This window comes from Hymenobacter sp. BT730 (assembly GCF_030542105.1).
Lineage (GTDB): Bacteria > Bacteroidota > Bacteroidia > Cytophagales > Hymenobacteraceae > Hymenobacter.
In genome coordinates this window covers 1,586,829-1,604,230 of sequence record NZ_JAUOFB010000001.1, presented here as the reverse complement: position 1 = coordinate 1,604,230, position 17,402 = coordinate 1,586,829, and the positions used below count along the sequence as shown (strand labels likewise).

Sequence of the window (17,402 nt, the reverse complement as noted above, 5' to 3'; positions counted from 1 at the left end):
TATGGAATAGTAAGAAGGTTTGCCAGTTAAAAATACGGATACCGGCAGTGCGCCAATTTGGCGAAATCAGTATTTATTAAAGAATAAAAGTGAATCATACGGCTCAACGGTTCGTATAACAAGCACATTATTCCCTACTTATAGAAACCCGCATGATGGGAAAATGTCTTTCCCTGTTGGTTTCCAGTGTTCCTTTTTCTCCTTCCTTAACCGATTATTTTATGAAAAAGTCATTTGCCTCCGTGGCTAAGCTGTCAGCCGTACTCGTGCTGTCCACTGGCCTGTCTTTAAGCTCATGCAACAAGAGTATGTCGACGGATAGCGGCACCTCTCCCTCTTCGGGCAGTGATATGAGCACCACTTCCGGCACTTCCACCTCCGGTACATCTACATCAGGCACTACGTCCGGAACAACATCGGGCATGGATGGGACAACCACCGGTTCTACCGGCTCCACCACGGGCTCTACAACTGGCACTACCACGGGTTCCACTACCGGCACAACAACCGGAACTACCTCCGGAACAACCAGCGGCACTACTTCGGGCTCTACTACTGGCTCTACCACCAGCAGCACAACTTCTGGCACCACCAGTGGCTCTACTACCCGCTAAGGCGCGTTGAATAGCCAAGCCCTCCTTTTATAAAGGCATACACGGCAGCTTCTCAGAATAAGTGTATTCTGGTAAGCTGCCGCGTTGCGTTTTCCCTTTCCATTAAGCCCCCTGCCCTGGCCTTCTATGCCACGTGCCTCTGCTTTCTTCCAGAATCCGTTTGTGCTGGATGTGCGGGCACTGGGGCTCATGCGCATTGCACTGGCTGCCGTATTACTGACGGATTTAGCTATTCGCAGTACGGACCTGGAAGCGCACTACGCCAACATGGGCGTGCTGCCGCTGCATGCGCTGTTTGCCAATTGCTGGACGCCCTATCAGTTTTCCCTGCATACCATTAGCGGGTTGTGGCAGGTGCAGGCTCTGCTGTTTTTAATTGCGGCGGGAGTAGCCGGCGCCCTGCTGTTAGGGTATCATACCCGCCTGATGACGGTACTTTCGTGGCTGCTGCTTGTATCGGTGCAGAACCGCAACCCGCTCATTTCGCAGGGGGGCGACGACCTGTTGCGTATGCTCCTGTTCTGGGGAATTTTCCTGCCCTGGGGCCGCTGCTACTCACTGGATGCCCGCCATAAGCCACTACCTGCTTCGTTTTCCTATTTCAGCGCGGCCACGGTAGCCTACATGGTGCAGCTGGCCATGCTGTACTGGTGCACGGCGCTTTTAAAAAGTGGGCCGGAATGGACCCAGGAAGGCACCGCGCTGTACTATGCTCTAAGCCTGGACCAGATTTTAATGCCGGTAGGGCGCCTGCTGTATCCATACGGAGAGTTACTGCGGGTACTCACGTTTGGTGCCTACTACACGGAAATGCTGCTGCCCTTTGTGCTGTTTATCCCATTTCGGGTGGCATGGTGGCGCATGGTGTTTATTACGGTGCTTCTTCTCTTTCATATAGGCATCAGCCTGACCCTGTTTGTGGGGCTGTTTTACCTGATCAATATTGCCTCGCTGCTGGGGTTGCTACCTGCAGCAGCGCTGGCCGTGCTGGAGCGGCGCGTATTGCCGCCACTCCAGCGTTTGCAGCAACGCGCCGCCGAAAATACAGCTGCCTGGCGCGCCCGCCTGACAGCCTGGCCCCGCCCCTTCCGTCTGCAGGTAAGCGCTGCCTGGCATGGCTCCGGTAGCAGCCGGCAGTTGGTGCGTAGTCTGCGCGAGGGGCTGGTGCTAGGCTTGCTGGTATATATCTGCTGGTGGAATGCGGATAGTGTGGCCCCAACGCGCAGGTTGTTTTCAGACCAAAGCCGTTGGTTAGCTTATCTGGTTCGGCTGGATCAGCACTGGGGCATGTTTGCACCCACGGTTTTTAAGGATGATGGCTGGTACATTCTGGAGGCCACTACCGCCACCGGGCAGCACCTTGATTTAAACCGGCATGGGGCGCCCGTTAGCTATGCCAAGCCGGCCTCGGTAGTAAGCCTGTTTGCCAATGACCGATGGCGCAAGTACTCCGAGAACTACCTTTTCATCCAGAACGCCTATATGCGCCCGTACTACTGCAACTATATGCTGCGCATCTGGCAGGAAAAGCTGCCGCACACCCCCATTCGGCAACTGGCTGTGGTGTATATGAAAGAGGTTTCTCTGCCGAATTATCAGGTGGCGCGCCCTACCCGGGAAGTGCTATGCACCTGTGCCCCGGCGGTACCGACAAAACCATGACTAGCCCAGAATGGGTGGCATAAGGCTATTGAGCCGGAAAAATCTGGCAGCCCCATCTTCCTGTTCCTTCCCGCCGTATACAAAGGCCGAGTATCCTGTTCATCAAGTTATCCTTTCCTATGAAACACCTGCCTCATATAGTACTAACTCTGGTGGCTGCCACCGCCCTTTCTTCCTGCGACCGGAGCAACAGCCCCGGCAAAGACCCGCAAACCACGGAAGACTTTACCAATGCCCCTCCGGCGCGTTCTACCGACACCAACCTGGATAGCGTTAGTAAGGACCAAGATGCCCAGACGCCTATTGGCACCGGCTCTGCCGCAGACCAGAAAACCTCTACCGACGCGGCCATAAAGGGCTCCCCCAACGACCCCACTTCCCCGGTACAGCGTATGCCTAGCCAGTCTACCGAGCAGCAAGCCTCTACCCGGGAAGAGTAGCCACCGGCTCCATCTTACTGAAAACGCCCGCCAGAATATCTGGCGGGCGTTTTTTTTATGAATAAGGCATTAATTCCTGTAGTGCTTATTTCTGGGCAGCGGCCCAGGCGTCCATTTTGCGCTCCAGCACGGCCAGGGGCATTACACCGTCCTTCAGCAGCTCATCATGAAAGTTACTCAGGCTGAACTTAGTGCCGAGTTGCTGCTCGTACTTAGTACGCAGTTCCCTGATCTTCAGGGCACCTACTTTATAGGAAAGCGCCTGACCCGGAATGGCCATGTAGCGCTCAATCTCGGCCGTGGCGCCGTCTTCGCCTATGGCTTCATTTTCCATCATATACTTAATGGCCTGCTCCCGGGTCATGTTTTTGGTGTGCATGCCCACGTCTACTACCAGCCGGATAGCGCGGTGCATTTCATCACCCAAAGCCCCCATATATTGGTACGGGTTGGTATAGAGGCCCAGCTCTTTGCCCAGGCTTTCGGTATACAGCGCCCAGCCTTCGCCCATGGCGCCGTACCAGGCAAAGCGGCGGAACTTGGGCAGTTCCGTATTTTCCTGCTGCAGGGAAATCTGGTAGTGGTGCCCGGGAATAGCCTCGTGCAGGAACAAAGACTCCATGCCGGAGGTAATGTTGAAGGTAGTAGCATCCAGAATAGGGATGTAGAAAATACCCGGGCGGGAGCCATCCGGACTGCCCTGGTTGTATTCTGCCGAGGCCGAGGCGGCGCGGAAGGCCTCTGTCTGCCGGATTTCGAATGGCGTTTTGGGCGTGCGCCCGAACATCTTCTTCAGGTTAGGGTCAATGGTGGCCTGAATAGCCCGGAAGGCGTTGAGCACCTCTTCCGGCTTTTTGTAGGGCATTAGCTTTTTGTCGGACTTCAGGCTCTTGAAGAATGCCTGCAAATCTCCTTTAAAGCCTACCTGCGCCTTTACCTTCTCCATCTCTGTGCGGATGCGCTTTACCTCGCTCAGACCGGTTTGGTAAATCTCCTCGGGCGTTTTATCGGTGGTGGTCCAGTATTTTACGTCGTAGCGGTAATCTTCCGCGCCCTGGGGAATGGCCGCAATACCAGTGCTGGTACGGGCCTTGGGGAGGTATTCATTTTTGAGGAAGTCGCCCAGCTTTTTGTAGGTAGGCACCAGTTCCGTCAGAATAGCTTGCTTATAGGCTTCCGTAATCCGCTTTTTGTCGGCTTCGGCTATGTCCTTCGGCATCTTGCTGATTGGGCCGTAGAACAGACTCTTGGTGGGGTCGGTAACCACCATAGCCGTCATTTGCGGCACCATTTTTACCACCAGAGCTTTGGGCAGCACTACGCCAGCTTTCATGCCCTGGCGGAAGTTGCTGATGGCGGTATCGGCCCAAACGGAGAACCTCCGCACGCGGCCCAGCCAGTTGTCGTAGTCCTGCGCGGTTTTAAACGGCTGGTTGCCTTCGCCGGAGCCATACTGCCCCATAGTGAGAGGCAGCCCCCAGAACTGCTGAAAGGGCATCATCCAGGTGTTCAGCTTGAGGCCTTCCAGCTTGGTTTCCAGATCATACTTAAAGATGTCGTAGCTGATTTTATCATTTTCCGACAGCTTCTCCCGGTCATATTTAGCCAGCTGATCCAGGTAAGACTGGTAGGTGCTGCGCAGCTTTTCCCGAAACTCCTGGGTGCCGTCGTTGGGCAGTTGGTCGTTGTAGCGGTTGTCGCCCTGCGCGGTAGCATCAAGCGGGAAAAGCCGGCTGTTTTCTTCCCAGTACCTATCGAAAAGCGTGGCCATATCTTTCATGTCAGTAGCCGTGCTGGCCGTTGCGCCGGCCTCTTGTGGTTGCGTTTGCTGACTACAGCTACCCAGCAGGGTGCCGGCCAGCAGAGCCGCTAAGGTTACGTGTTTCATCCGGGGAGAGTTGAAAGGGTGAATAGAGACGAAAGCTAGCAGATTTTGCGGCGAAAGGCAGTAGCTAAAGCCAGAAATGCGGTGGCCATATCCCCTAAAACCCCGGTACCTCCGAAGACATGCTTCGGAGGTACCGGGGTTTTATCAGCGGGAAATTTGTGTGGTTTAATTCAGCAGGATTTTCTGGCTCATCATGCCGGTAGAGGTCATAGCCTGCACAATGTAGATGCCCGCTACCGAAGTACGCAACGGAATAGTGCGGGAGAAAGTACCAGCGGTTTCTGCCGCCAGCTGTTCAGTATATACTACCCGGCCCATGCTATCCAGCACCCGAATGGCGCGGCAGGTGCCCGGGCTGCGCAAATCCAGATTCAACGACGACAGATTACCATACACAGTCATTGTTTGATTGCCTTTGCCAACCTGCACTACCGCTACACTGGAGTAGGAGAAGGTACCATCGGTATCAGTGGCTTTCAGGCGGTAGTAGCTGGTACCAGCGCGGGGCGTTTTATCTACGGAGCTGTACGTGAGTGTAGAAGAGGACTGGCCGGCAGCAGGCACTACGGAAACAGCTTCAAACTGGCGGCCGTCCTGTGAGCGTTCTACAGTGAAGTTGGACGAGGCCCGTTCCATGGCCGTAGCCCAGTTGAGCTGTACCTGCTCATCTACATATTTAGCGGAGAAATTAATCAGCTCAACAGGCAGCGGGGCACAGCCATTAATGGCAATAGCCTGCAAAGCATTGGGGTTGCAATCCAGGCCTGGCTCAGGAGCAGCGGAGCAGGCATTATCCTGCCCCTGTATGCATACCCGCAGGTTGGGCCCAAACAAACCATTCAGGTTTCCCCGGCTTTGGGTGCGCACGCAGCCATCAATTTCCAGGGCTCCGGTTCCCTCAATGCTGGGGTTGCCCTGACGTACAATCAGGTCCCCTTCAATGCTAACATTGGAAGCTACCGTGAGCGTGGACTGGTTGGAAATGGAAATACTGCACTTAGCTGTCAGTGGAGCGTTAATCAGGGCATCAGCCTTCAAAAAGCTCATGGAGGTTACTTCCACGCTACCATTGGCCAGCAGCCGCTGCTGATCGGCGCCTGTCTGCTGGCCAAAGTTTAAGGCGCGCCCGGGAGTAGAGGCCGCCTCCTCAATAGAACCTGCGGTTCCAATTAATATTATCCCATTGTTGCCCGATACGGTATAGTCCCTATCCAGCTGTACAGGAGCATTAATGATGATGATGTTATTGCTGACGTCTCGCCCGTTTACTACCTGATTGGTGGGCACTCTGTTTGCGTTAGCCGTGCCGGTAACGGTCCAAGTATCCGGGTCGCTCCAAGTACCGCCAGTGGCAGTGGTGGTATAAACCGTTTGCGCGGCTGTCCCTGTATGAAGCCCGAAGCTCAGCAGAGAAAATAGGACAAAAGAGAGTATATTGGTTTTCATGTTCGTCGTAGTTAAAGTCAAACTTTTTATCGCAAAAGCTTGATATTTATACGACAACGCTTATTTTTAGATCAAAAATTACCAATAAAAATATATTCGATCAATTTTATATATATAAATATTTTAATTATTAGAAACAGAACTTAAACAGCCTGAAGCTGTCCAGTTTGTTTATAATGCTATACAAAAACTGTACTTATTTTACAAGTATTTGTATGATGGCGACAAAAAAAATCTATAAAATGTTCCCCAATCTGCTTATTAAATAAATTTTTTCTCGGCTCCGACAACATGCCAAGGCCCCTCCAGAATCATCTGGAGGGGCCTTGGCATGTTGTTCAGGTTTGGAAGCCTTATTCCTGCAGCAATAGGCGTTGTGTGAGAAGGCCAGTGGCAGTTAGGGCCTGAACCGTGTAAATACCGGTGGGGCGCTGGCCCAACTGAATCTGACGCTGTAGAATTCCTTTAACGGCGGCCGGAATTACTTCACTGTAGATAATACGTCCCAGGTTATCTACCACGCGCAGTTGCCTGCATTCGCCCGGCGTGTGTAACGCTACATGTATTTGGGCTGCGCTGCCTGCCTGTCCATACGCCAGGAGTTCTGCCTTATGAACAGTGGCTTCCACAACCACTACCGGAGAAAAGGCTTGGGTGCCATCGGCATCTGTCTGGCGAAGCCGGTAGTAGTTGGTGCCCATTACCGGCGATGCATCCGTGGCAGAGTATTTTTGAAGCGTGCTGGACTGGCCGGCCGCCTGTACGTGGGCAATCGAATGAAAAGCATGGGCATCGGTAGAGCGCTCTACGGTGAAGCTGGCGGAAGCCCGCTCCAGGGCGGTACTCCAGGTTAGCTGCACCTGGCCACTAGCATAGTGCGCTGTAAAGCTGTTTAGCTCCACGGGCAATGAAGGTGGGGGGCAGCCATTATTGGGGATTTCCACGTTGGTATTGACTACCAGTCGGCTATCCAGGGTATTTCGGCCACAGCCTCCTCCCCTTTTTACACATACCGTGATATTATCTGCAAACAATCCTTTCATTGGACCATTGTTCAGACTTAATACCTGCCCCATTACAGTTAAGCTGGCTTCCCCCAGTCCTTCATCAATGTCGGGCGTAGTGGCATCTGTGTTGCCGTTATAAACCACCAGGTCACCATTCACCACCACATTGGAGGAAATAGCAAACGTAGACTGATTGCTCAATAACAGATTGCAGTCCAGCGTAGTGGCCGATCTGATAGACGCATCGGATTTATAAAACTCCAGAGTAGCCGCGGTTATTTTACCACCACTGGCAATAGAGAATCTTTGGACGGCTCTCTTTGCTTGCTCTACAAACTTCAAAGTCCTGCCGGTCGCAACTAATTCCCCTAAACTGCCTATGGATATTTTGCCATCCGCGCCGCCCACTTCATAGTCAGCAGTCAATTCGACTTTACGATCTATGGTCACAACATTATTCCACCCAGATGTTGGAACATCGGGCATAGGTAATCCGGCAGGGCTGCTGGATTTGGTCCAGGAAGCGGCAGCATTCCACTGTAAGGTAGCACCTGGCAGTAAGGCTGCCGAGGTAGTACTATAATAATAGGTTTGCGCCTGCCCCTGTGTGTATGCGCCAAACAGCGCTCCAACCAATAGGAAAAGAGAGAGTAGATTTGCTTTCATCACCAGCCAACTTTACAGTTCAATTATTCGCCTGAATTCTCCTATTAATATAACACTTAGCTCATGCATGAACAAGCTTATTTGTAATATTATAATATTAATTATACCTATATCGATAATACACAAATTACCGTACGACGCCTATTTCCTGCTTGGTCTCCTAGTTTAGATTTCTCTACACTAACTCAGATACCGTGCAGGGCAGCATTGACCGAAGACCATAAAAAAAGCCCGCTGGTGAATACCAGCGGGCTTTTTTACAATAAAGGAGGGGCTATTTTTTGATCATAGTGCCAAATGCGCCTTTTCGCTCGAAAGCCGCAATAACCTCATCTTCCACCGGTGTGCGCTTCACTACCGGGTTGTTGGCCCAGAACTCCGGATCATATTTGATACTCCGAATAGCATCCAGGTCACGGTCTTTGGTTCCGGCCGGGGCGTATTTAATGCCGGTAGGCGTAGGCGTGGTATCGTAGAAGAAAGTAAACGACTGCACGTTGATGGGAGTAGCCGCTTTGCCGGTGCTGGTCAGCTCTGCCCGCAGATTCGTTTTCATATAGGATAGCGGCGTGGAACCGGTGGCCCCTGCGGCATCCTGAAAAGCCATTTCAATCTGCAGCTCTGGGTTGCGGAACTTCTGGTTGGGGTTGCTGGACGTAGCCGTGAAGTTGGGCGTGGTCATTTGGTAGCGCAGCACCTGGTAAGTATCCGTATCTACCCAAATAGTACCTTTTGATTCGTATCTGGTCAGTTCGGGTCGGGTTTCAAAGGTTATTTCGGCTACCCCCCCTTTAGTAGAGTCGGGACCGGCAACAATGCCTTTGATTTCGAGCAGGTAATTTTTGAAGGTGTTGGGGCTAAGCAGCGCCAGGGATTTGGTGCTGTCGGCCCGAGGGTCAAACAGGCCAAAGGAGCGGGTGTACAACGAGAAATTGCTGAAGCTGGTAAGCGCCTGCTTGCCGGCATAGCGGCCCTGCGCAATAGCGGTACCCTCAATGCGGGAGTTATTCGATTTCACGTTCCAGATAACTTCCTGCAGTTCCGTAGGCTCTCCACCAATGCGCGTAATCTGGCGGTAGAAGGCTTTACCGTAGAATTTCTGATCATAGCTGTTCTGCAGCCGCCGATAGGCACGGTCTACCAGCTGGAAAGCATAGCTGCCTACTTTCACCTCGGGCAGGGTAATGGAGGCCGACGCCAGGGCAACCGCCAAGGGCTCGGCGGCGGAAGTAACCCGCACCGTGTCGCGCTGGTGGCTGAGCTCCGAAAACACCAGCGTGCGTGGCAAGGAAGGTAAATTGATAGAAAACTCTCCGTTTTCGTTGCTGGCCGTACCCAATGAGGTGCCGCTTACACCAATGCTTACAAACGGCAGCGGCTCACGGGTATCTTTATCGATAACGGTACCGCGTAGCAGTACCTGTGCCTGCGCAAATTGAGCCAGCAGCACCAAGCCCAGCAATAAACCCAGTGGCTTACTTATCAGGCGGGCGGCCACGGAATAGGAATGACGAAGAAAAAGCGAAGACCGATAAATCAAAACAGCCAGTATTGAAGTGAAAAGAATCGAGAAACACTAAACGTAAGTACTACCCGGTAACATGTGTGGCTTTTACAAAAAACGAACCGGATAGTTTTCAAACCAACTATCATACCCAGAAAGATAATCTTTGCCTTTCCTTTGCTGACTGGTCTGCCACTTACTGTACCCCTGCTGATGAAACCAACCCTGCTACTTGCCGCGCTGACTTCTTTATATATAAGTGTTGGTACGCCCGTGCTGGCGCAGCACAAAAAAGAACTGCGCATTGCCTTTGGCTCCTGCAACCGCCACGACCTGCCCCAGCCGCTCTGGGATGATATTGCGGAAGATAAGCCTCAAGTCTGGATCTGGCTGGGCGATAATATCTATGGCGACACCGACGACATGCAGGTGATGCGCCAGAAGTACGATGCCCAGTTCAATCAGCCGGGCTACCGCCACCTGCGTGAGCAGGGCACGGCCATCATCGGTACCTGGGACGACCACGACTATGGCCGCAACGATGGCGACAAGAACTACCCCTTTAAAAAGCAAAGCCAGCAGGTAACGCTGGACTTTCTGCAGGAGCCCACCGGCAGCCCACGCCGCCAGCAGGAGGGTATTTATGCCGCCTACGATTATAAAGTGGGCCGCAAGAAGGTGAAAGTAATTCTGCTGGATGACCGTTACTTTCAGGATACGCTCTACCGCGACGCCAACAAAGTGTACCACCCCAATCTGACCGGCGACATTCTGGGCGAGGCGCAATGGAAGTGGCTGGAGCAGCAGCTCACTAACTCCGATGCCGATGCTCACATCATTGCCTCGGGCATTCAGTTCCTGCCGCAGGAGCACGTCTATGAAAAGTGGGCCAACTTCCCTACCGCCCGCAAACGCCTGCTGGATTTGCTGGTTTCTACCAAAACCAAAGGCGTGCTGCTCATCAGCGGCGACCGACACATTGGTGAAATTTCCAAAATAACCCTACCCGGCCTGGAGCAGCCCATTTATGAGGTAACCTCCAGTGGCCTAACGCACCCGGCCACACAGAATACCGGCGAGCCCAACCAATACCGCGTAGGGCCGCTGGTTAATCAGAAGCACTATGCCTTGTTCCGGTTCCGGCAGAAGCACCGCAAGCTGCTGGTTTCGGCGGCGCTGAAGGGAGATGAGGGCGTTGAGTTTTATTCGGAGGATATCGAGATAAAGAAATAAGCCGCTACCTCTTCGTAACTGCGCCGCTCTAAGCTGGGTACCGTCGGCGAAAGCAGCACATTCCCCTAACTTCGCAATTCATCCTTCGCCCAAGCCGCTTGCCTTTGTTCCGCTACCTCTCTTTTCTGCTGCTGGCGCTGCTGCTACTAGCCCCGGCAGATGTTTCGGCGCAACGCCGGAAGAAATCTTCGGCCCGCAAAAAAACCACGCATACGGTAGCCCGCCGGGCACCGGTGCGCCGCAGTCGCCCCGCCACGGCCGTTCCCCGGCCAGAACAGGTTGTTCCGGCAGCTAAGCCCAAACCTGCACTGGTAGTGGCAAAGGCAGTGAACGGACAGCCGGGCAAGCTGCCAGTGCCATTTGCCGCGCAGCTCAGCAGCTCGCGCTGGGTAGATTCGGTGATGCAGACGCTCACGCCCGACCAGCGCGTGGCCCAGCTGTTTATGGTGGCGGCTTATTCCAACCGTCAGCGTATTGATGAGGATTCGGTTTCGACCTTGATCCAACAGTACGGCATTGGGGGCCTGATTTTCTTTCAGGGTGGGCCCGCGCGCCAAAGCCGCTTGCTAAACCGCTACCAAAGTCAGAGCCGGGTGCCCTTACTGGTGGCCATGGATGCCGAATGGGGCGTGGGCATGCGCCTGGACAGTGTGGTGCGCTTTCCCTTCCAAATGAGCATGGGCGGTATTCGGGACAACCAGCTCCTCTATGATATGGGCGAGGAAGTGGCGGCGCAGTTCAAGCGGCTGGGCATGCACGTCAATTTCGCGCCGGTAGTAGACGTGAATAACAACGCCGCCAACCCCGTTATTGGCTTCCGCAGCTGGGGCGAAGACCGGCAGAACGTGACGGAGAAAAGCTACCTCTATATGAAGGGAATGCAGGACGCGGGCATTCTGGCCGTAGCCAAGCACTTCCCCGGCCACGGCGACACCGATACCGATTCTCACTTGGCCTTGCCGCTGGTGCGCGTAGACCAGCGCCGCCTCGATACGTTGGAACTGTACCCCTTCCGCAGCCTGATGCAGCGCGGCCTGGGTGGCCTGATGATTGCCCACCTTAACATTCCGGCCCTGGATAGCACCGGTACCCCCTCCACCCTTTCCCGCCCTATTGTCACGGACATGGTGCAGCGCAAAATGGGCTTTGAAGGCATTATCTTCACCGATGCCATGAACATGAAGGGCGTCATCAGCAAATACCCGCCCGGCGAGGCCGATGTGCGCGCCCTGCAAGCCGGCAACGATATTCTGGAGTTCTCGAAAAACATTCCACTGGCCCTGCAAATGGTGCGCGCGGCCATCAACCGCGGAGAATTGAGCCAGGAGGATATAGACCGGCGCTGCCGCAAGGTGTTGGCTTTAAAGCAGTGGGCGGGGCTGGACAAGTACCAGCCTATCAATCTCAAAAACATCTACCAGGACCTCAACGGGGCCCATGCCCAGTACCTCAGCCGCCACCTTTCGGAGTTGAGCGTGACTTTGCTGCGCAACCAGAAAAACCTGTTGCCCCTCCCCCGCCTGGATACGCTCCGGCTGGCTACCCTTACTATCGGCACCAAAGACACCACTGATTTTCAGCGTATGGTGGCCGTGTATGCTCCGGTGCGCCACTTCTGGCTACCCGCCACGCCTACGCTGGACGAGCTGGTGAAAATGCGCGAGGCGCTACGGCCTTACAATACCATTCTGGTAGGATTAAGCAACCTGGGTCGCCAGCCGGCCACCAGCTTCGGTATAACCCCCGAAACCAATGTGCTGCTGCGTGAGCTGGGCGCCGCTAAACAGCGGATGGTGGTCAGCGTATTTGGCTCAGCCTACGCAGCGGCCAAAGTGCGTGACCTGGACCGCGCCGACGCGGTAATCATAGCATATCAGGAAAGCCGAAATGCCCAGGAGAAAGTTGCTGAGCTGATTTTTGGTGGCCTCAGCGCTACCGGGCGCCTACCCGTGACGGTATCAGACAAATACGCCTACGGTGCCGGACTGCCTTTACAAGGGGGCGCGCGGCTTCGCTTTGGGGCGCCTGAGGATGTGGAAATGGACCCGCGCCTAGAAGCCCGCGTGGATTCCGTGATGGCGCAGGCGCTGGCTGCCCACGCTACGCCCGGCGCTCAAATTATCATTGCGCGGCGGGGCACGGTAGTCCTGCGCAAAAGCTACGGCACCCAAACCTACCCTGAAGCCGGTAAAACTGCCCGTCTTGTGCGGGATACCGATATTTATGACCTGGCTTCGCTTACCAAAGTAACGGCTGCCATTCCGGCACTGATGAAGCTGCAGGATGAAGGCAAATTCAGCCCCGATAAAACCTTGGGCGACTATTTCCCCGAGCTGCGCAAAACTGATAAAGCCAACCTGAAGCTGCGCGACGTACTCACGCACCAAGCGCGCCTGCAGGCCTGGATTCCTTTCTGGAAAAGCTACGTACGCAAAAACGGCAAGCTAAAGTGGTGGTATGTGCGCCGCGACTCGTCTGCCTTGTTCCCCTTGCAGATAGCCCACAACGAGTGGGCCCGCCGCGACTTACCCAAGCGTCTTATCAAAGCTATTGGGAAGTCGCCGCTGAATGCCAAGCCGGGCTATGTGTACTCTGATTTGTCGTTCTATCTATACCCCTTGTTAGTAGAACGCCTCAGCGGGAAACCTTTCGACCAGTACCTGCGGGAAAACTTCTATCAGCCCCTGGGGGCTACCACACTGGGCTTCAATCCGACGCGGCGCTTCCCGCTTAGCCGTATTGTACCCACAGAGTATGACTCCCTGTTCCGCCGGCAGCTGCTGCATGGCACTGTAGATGATGAGGGCGCTGCACTGCTGGGCGGGGTATCCGGGCACGCGGGCCTGTTCGGCTCGGCTACCGATCTGGCCAAGCTGGTGCAGCTCTATGCTAACGGTGGCCGCTATGGCAATCAGCAGCTTATTAAAGAAGCAACGCTGGCTGAATATACCCGTTGCCAGTTCTGCCCCCAGAACCGCCGCGCCCTGGGATTTGACAAGCCCAGCACCCCGCCGGCCGGCAACACTGCCCACGATGCCAGCGCCAGTAGCTTTGGGCATTCCGGCTTCACGGGTACCTATTTCTGGGTAGACCCGCAGTATGAGCTGACGTATATTTTTCTTTCCAACCGCGTGAACCCTACGCGCCGCAATAATAAGCTCTCAGACTTAAACGTGCGGACCCAGATTCAGCAGCTGGCTATTGATGCTATTCGCAAGCCCCGGCATCTGGAAGTAGAAAGCACCGTTCCGGAAGAGAATTAAAACTCTTTTGATTCCGCTAAGCCAGCCCCATGCCTTTGCCAAAGCATGGGGCTGTTTTTTAATAGGCTTCCCATAGGGTAGGGTCCTGCTCCCCCTTGGCTTACTTCCGCATTTCTCCTTAGCTTATAGCCTCCCCAAACCCACCGCTATATATGTTAGGATTAATGATGCAGGAGCCCCTGCGCATTGCCGGGCTCATTGAGCACGCCGCCAAGTGGCACGCCGATACGGAAATAGTAACACGCCTGGTAGAAGGCGGCTTTCACCGCTACACCTATACTGCCGCGCACCGCCGCAGCAAGCAGCTGGCCAATGCTCTTACTGGGCTGGATATCAGTTGGGGCGACCGGGTAGGCACGCTGGCCTGGAATACGCACCGCCATTTTGAGCTGTATTATGGCATATCCGGCATGGGTGCGGTATGCCACACCATTAACCCGCGGCTGTTTCCGGAGCAGTTGGTTTACATCATCAACCACGCCGAAGACCGGCTGATTTTCTTTGATCTTACTTTTCTACCGCTGGTAGAAAAACTAGCGCCCTTATGCCCAAAAGTAGAGGCCTGGGTGCTGATGACCGACCGTGCCCATATGCCGGAGGCTACCACGCTGCCCGGTGAAGTGCGCTGCTACGAAGACCTGTTGGCGGCACATAGCGACGAATTTACCTGGCCTGTCTTCGATGAAAACACGGCCTCATCCCTGTGCTATACGTCCGGCACTACTGACCAACCCAAAGGTGTCCTTTACTCGCACCGCTCCACGCTGCTGCATAGCTATGCCGCCGCCATGCCCGACTGCTTTAACTGCTCCGCGCGCGACGTTATTCTGCCTGTAGTGCCTATGTTCCACGTCAATGCCTGGGGCATTCCGTATCTGGCACCTATGATTGGCTGCAAACTGGTGCTGCCCGGCCCCGGTCTGGATGCGGCCAGCCTATATGAGCTGTTTGAGAATGAAGGAGTAACATTTTCCGCCGGGGTACCTACTATCTGGTTTGGGCTTTTGCAGTTTATGCGGGATAAAAAACTGCATTTCAGCACCCTCAATAAGATGATTGTAGGGGGTGCCTCCTGCCCTCCGGCCTTGCTGAAGGCATTTCATGATGAATTGGGCATTACAATCCGGCATGCCTGGGGCATGACGGAAACCTCGCCGCTGGGCACCGTTTGCACCCTCAAAAGTCAGCAGCTGAGCCTAAGCCCCGATGAGCAGTTTGCTATTCAGACCAAGCAGGGCCGCGCCATTTTTGGGGTGGATATGAAGATTGTGGACGACGAAGGCCGTGAACTGCCCCACGACGGCGTAGCCTTTGGCGACCTGTTGGTGCGCGGCCCTTTTATTGTAGCCGACTACTTCCGGGCCGGGGAGCCCGGCGAGCTGACGAAAAGCGGCTGGTTCCGCACCGGCGACGTGGCCACCATCGACCCCAACGGCTTTATGCAAATAACCGACCGCTCCAAAGATGTCATCAAATCCGGCGGTGAATGGATTTCGAGCATTGAGCTGGAAAACCTGGCTGTGGGGCATCCCTCAGTGGCCGAAGCAGCCGTTATCGGTGTCCCGCATTCCAAATGGAGCGAACGGCCGTTGCTGGTGGTTGTAGTCCGGCCCGGCCATGAAGTAACTGCTGAGGAGATGCTGGACTTTTACGAAGGCAAAGTGGCCAGCTGGTGGAAACCCGATGCCGTAGAATTTGTGGAGCAGCTGCCCCATACGGCTACCGGTAAGCTTCTCAAAACGCAGCTACGCAAAGACTTTGAAGGATATGTGCTGGGTGGCTGATAGCAGCCTTCGGAATTGATAAGTAAGCAAAACGGCGCCGCCCACTTGGGTAGCGCCGTTTTGCTTTAGGCAGAAAACGGTTATTCCTGTGCTTTCATTTTCTCTTCCAGCATACGCTGCAGTTCCGGCAGGTTTTCCTGCACCCGGCGCTGTCCCAACTGCATGCCTGCCTGTAGCAGCAGGTTCTGCTTGCTTACATACTTCTGCCCCGTCGGCGACTGGTAGAACTTCGTCAGGTCGCGCAACTCTTTCTCGGTGAATTCCCGTGCGTAAAGTGTCACCATATCCTCCTTCAGCGAGGCCCAGCTCATGTATTTATTCATGAATGCGCGCATTTCAGGCTCCAGCTTCTGCAGGTTGGGGTTTTGCTGCACCTGCATGGCCAGGGTCATATCAATACTCTGGTTGATAGTCTTTTCAGACTGCATGACTTCCAACAGCGTTTCAGCGGCTTTGCGTTGCCCGGCAGAAATGGTTGTTTGTGCAGGAGTAGCCGAGGCTGCCGTGGTATTTTGAGCCAGAAGAGCCGGGGAAAACAGCAGCAAACCTGCTGCGCATAATGCGCCACCCCAACGGGCGGCCGGGAAATCAAACAAAGACATATGAACTCTGATAGGATGTGGAAAAGATAAGTTCGTTACAAGGTCCGGAAAATAAACGGCCCAGGGGAGTTGGCTAGAGCTTTACAACGATACTCCGCCGGTGCAGCACCCACAGCACTACATACCAGATCAGCATGCATACCACGGCACCGGCCAAAGAGGCATTGTAAGGAGAGGTGAAGTAAGGCGTAAAAAACTGCCCATACAGCCCGTCCTTCATGCTAATGGTTTTGCCGGCCGGCCCAGCCACCTGCCACAGGTTGAGTGTGCGGGCCACCAGCGTAGAGCCCACAAACACCAGCAGCGCATTTACACCTACTACCTGTGCCGGAAAGGCCAGACGTCGCCAGCCCTGCACATCGCAAAGCCAGTAGAGCGTAGCCAGGCCCGCTACGGCCAGCCCACCGGTAAAGAGCACGTAAGAGCTGGTCCAAAGGCTTTTGTTAAGCGGAAACCAGTAGCTCCAAATCAGTCCCAGCACAATCAGCAGACCCGCATCAATCAATAGCCACACTACTTTCACGGCAGGCTCCAGACGTGGGCGGCGCAGCCACTCCCCCGTGAGCATGCCCAGCAGGCCAGTAGCAATAGCCGGCAGCGTACTCAACAAACCTTCCGGGTCCCAGGTACGGCTAAGCTTCCAGAGGTGATTTTCGGTGAAGATGAGCCGGTCTAACCACGCGCCCAGATTGGTTGCCGGGTCCAGGTTAGCGGGGCCGAAATCGGGCACCGGGACCCATTGCAGCAAAATGGCGTAGCCCACCAGTAGCCCCGCAACCAGCGCAATTTGCTGGCGGCGGGTAGTATACAGAAACAAAAATCCGCATACGCCAAATACCACCCCAATACGCTGGAGCACGCCCGGCAGGCGTACCGTGGCAAACTCAAAGTATGGCAGGAGCGCTACCAGAATGCCCAGGGCAATAATGAGCGTGGCCCGGCGCAGCACGCGGCGCATAGCCGTACGGCGGCGCTCCGGCTCCTGCCGGCTGCTATCTAAAGCATATACTGCCGATACGCCCACAATAAACAGAAAGAAGGGGAAGACCAGATCTGCCACGGTGCAGCCATGCCACTCCGCGTGTGCCAGCGGCGCGTAGATGTGGCCCCAGTCGCCGGGGTGGTTTACCAGCAGCATTACCAGCACCGTTATGCCCCGAAAGACATCCAGGGATATCAGGCGGCCGGGCTGGGAAGCCTCCTGGAGTGGCTGAATGCCCGTGGTAGAAACAGCAGCTTGGGTAGTAGTTTGCATGAGAGCTGCGTTCTAAGTCCTGGGAACAGCCGGTTTAT

General features: G+C 54.7%; 12 protein-coding genes. 6 read left to right on the top strand and 6 right to left on the bottom strand.

Annotated elements, in window-relative coordinates:
* Positions 1 to 221: 221 nt before the first annotated feature.
* From Q4G72_RS06880 to Q4G72_RS06870, 3 genes are all read left to right on the top strand, one after another.
* Positions 222 to 614 carry a hypothetical protein gene (locus Q4G72_RS06880; RefSeq protein ID WP_303310662.1) on the top strand — a complete coding sequence of 131 codons (393 nt, stop codon included), beginning with the start codon at positions 222 to 224 and terminating at the stop codon, positions 612 to 614.
* A 126-nt stretch (positions 615 to 740) separates the two neighbouring features.
* The gene (locus Q4G72_RS06875; protein ID WP_303310661.1) at positions 741 to 2,276 is read left to right on the top strand and encodes an HTTM domain-containing protein; all 1,536 of its coding nucleotides are present in this window, start codon (positions 741 to 743) and stop codon (positions 2,274 to 2,276) included.
* A 119-nt stretch (positions 2,277 to 2,395) separates the two neighbouring features.
* Positions 2,396 to 2,716 carry a hypothetical protein gene (locus tag Q4G72_RS06870; protein ID WP_303310660.1) on the top strand — a complete coding sequence of 107 codons (321 nt, stop codon included), beginning with the start codon at positions 2,396 to 2,398 and terminating at the stop codon, positions 2,714 to 2,716.
* 85 nt (positions 2,717 to 2,801) lie between these two features.
* On the opposite strand, the gene Q4G72_RS06865 is transcribed toward Q4G72_RS06870, so the two are convergent.
* The 4 genes from Q4G72_RS06865 to Q4G72_RS06850 form a co-directional block, all read right to left on the bottom strand.
* Positions 2,802 to 4,604: a DUF885 domain-containing protein gene (locus tag Q4G72_RS06865; protein ID WP_303310659.1), complete on the bottom strand. Its 1,803-nt coding sequence runs from the start codon at positions 4,602 to 4,604 to the stop codon at positions 2,802 to 2,804.
* A gap of 165 nt (positions 4,605 to 4,769) precedes the next feature.
* Positions 4,770 to 6,050 (bottom strand): T9SS type A sorting domain-containing protein, encoded by a 1,281-nt coding sequence (locus Q4G72_RS06860; protein WP_303310658.1) that lies wholly within the window; start codon positions 6,048 to 6,050, stop codon positions 4,770 to 4,772.
* Positions 6,051 to 6,403: 353 nt separating this feature from the next.
* The gene (locus Q4G72_RS06855) at positions 6,404 to 7,258 is read right to left on the bottom strand and encodes a hypothetical protein (RefSeq protein WP_303310657.1); all 855 of its coding nucleotides are present in this window, start codon (positions 7,256 to 7,258) and stop codon (positions 6,404 to 6,406) included.
* A gap of 739 nt (positions 7,259 to 7,997) precedes the next feature.
* A complete protein-coding gene (locus Q4G72_RS06850) occupies positions 7,998 to 9,221 on the bottom strand; it encodes a carboxypeptidase-like regulatory domain-containing protein (protein ID WP_303310656.1) in 1,224 nt (407 codons plus the stop codon).
* Positions 9,222 to 9,440: 219 nt separating this feature from the next.
* Here Q4G72_RS06850 and Q4G72_RS06845 point away from each other — a divergent pair, with 219 nt between their 5' ends.
* The 3 genes from Q4G72_RS06845 to Q4G72_RS06835 all read left to right on the top strand — a co-directional run bounded on the left by Q4G72_RS06845 (position 9,441) and on the right by Q4G72_RS06835 (position 15,507).
* Positions 9,441 to 10,460, top strand: coding sequence for an alkaline phosphatase D family protein (locus Q4G72_RS06845; protein WP_303310655.1), 1,020 nt, complete (start codon positions 9,441 to 9,443; stop codon positions 10,458 to 10,460).
* 104 nt (positions 10,461 to 10,564) lie between these two features.
* Positions 10,565 to 13,723, top strand: a complete 3,159-nt coding sequence (locus Q4G72_RS06840; RefSeq protein WP_303310654.1) for a serine hydrolase domain-containing protein — start codon at positions 10,565 to 10,567, stop codon at positions 13,721 to 13,723.
* A gap of 152 nt (positions 13,724 to 13,875) precedes the next feature.
* On the top strand, positions 13,876 to 15,507 hold the full coding sequence (locus tag Q4G72_RS06835) for a 3-(methylthio)propionyl-CoA ligase (RefSeq protein WP_303310653.1): 1,632 nt from the start codon (positions 13,876 to 13,878) through the stop codon (positions 15,505 to 15,507).
* Positions 15,508 to 15,587: 80 nt separating this feature from the next.
* On the opposite strand, the gene Q4G72_RS06830 is transcribed toward Q4G72_RS06835, so the two are convergent.
* Both Q4G72_RS06830 and Q4G72_RS06825 read right to left on the bottom strand, forming a co-directional pair.
* A complete protein-coding gene (locus Q4G72_RS06830) occupies positions 15,588 to 16,109 on the bottom strand; it encodes a DUF2059 domain-containing protein (protein ID WP_303310652.1) in 522 nt (173 codons plus the stop codon).
* A 73-nt stretch (positions 16,110 to 16,182) separates the two neighbouring features.
* Positions 16,183 to 17,364, bottom strand: a complete 1,182-nt coding sequence (locus Q4G72_RS06825) for an acyltransferase family protein (protein WP_303310651.1) — start codon at positions 17,362 to 17,364, stop codon at positions 16,183 to 16,185.
* Positions 17,365 to 17,402 lie beyond the last annotated feature (38 nt).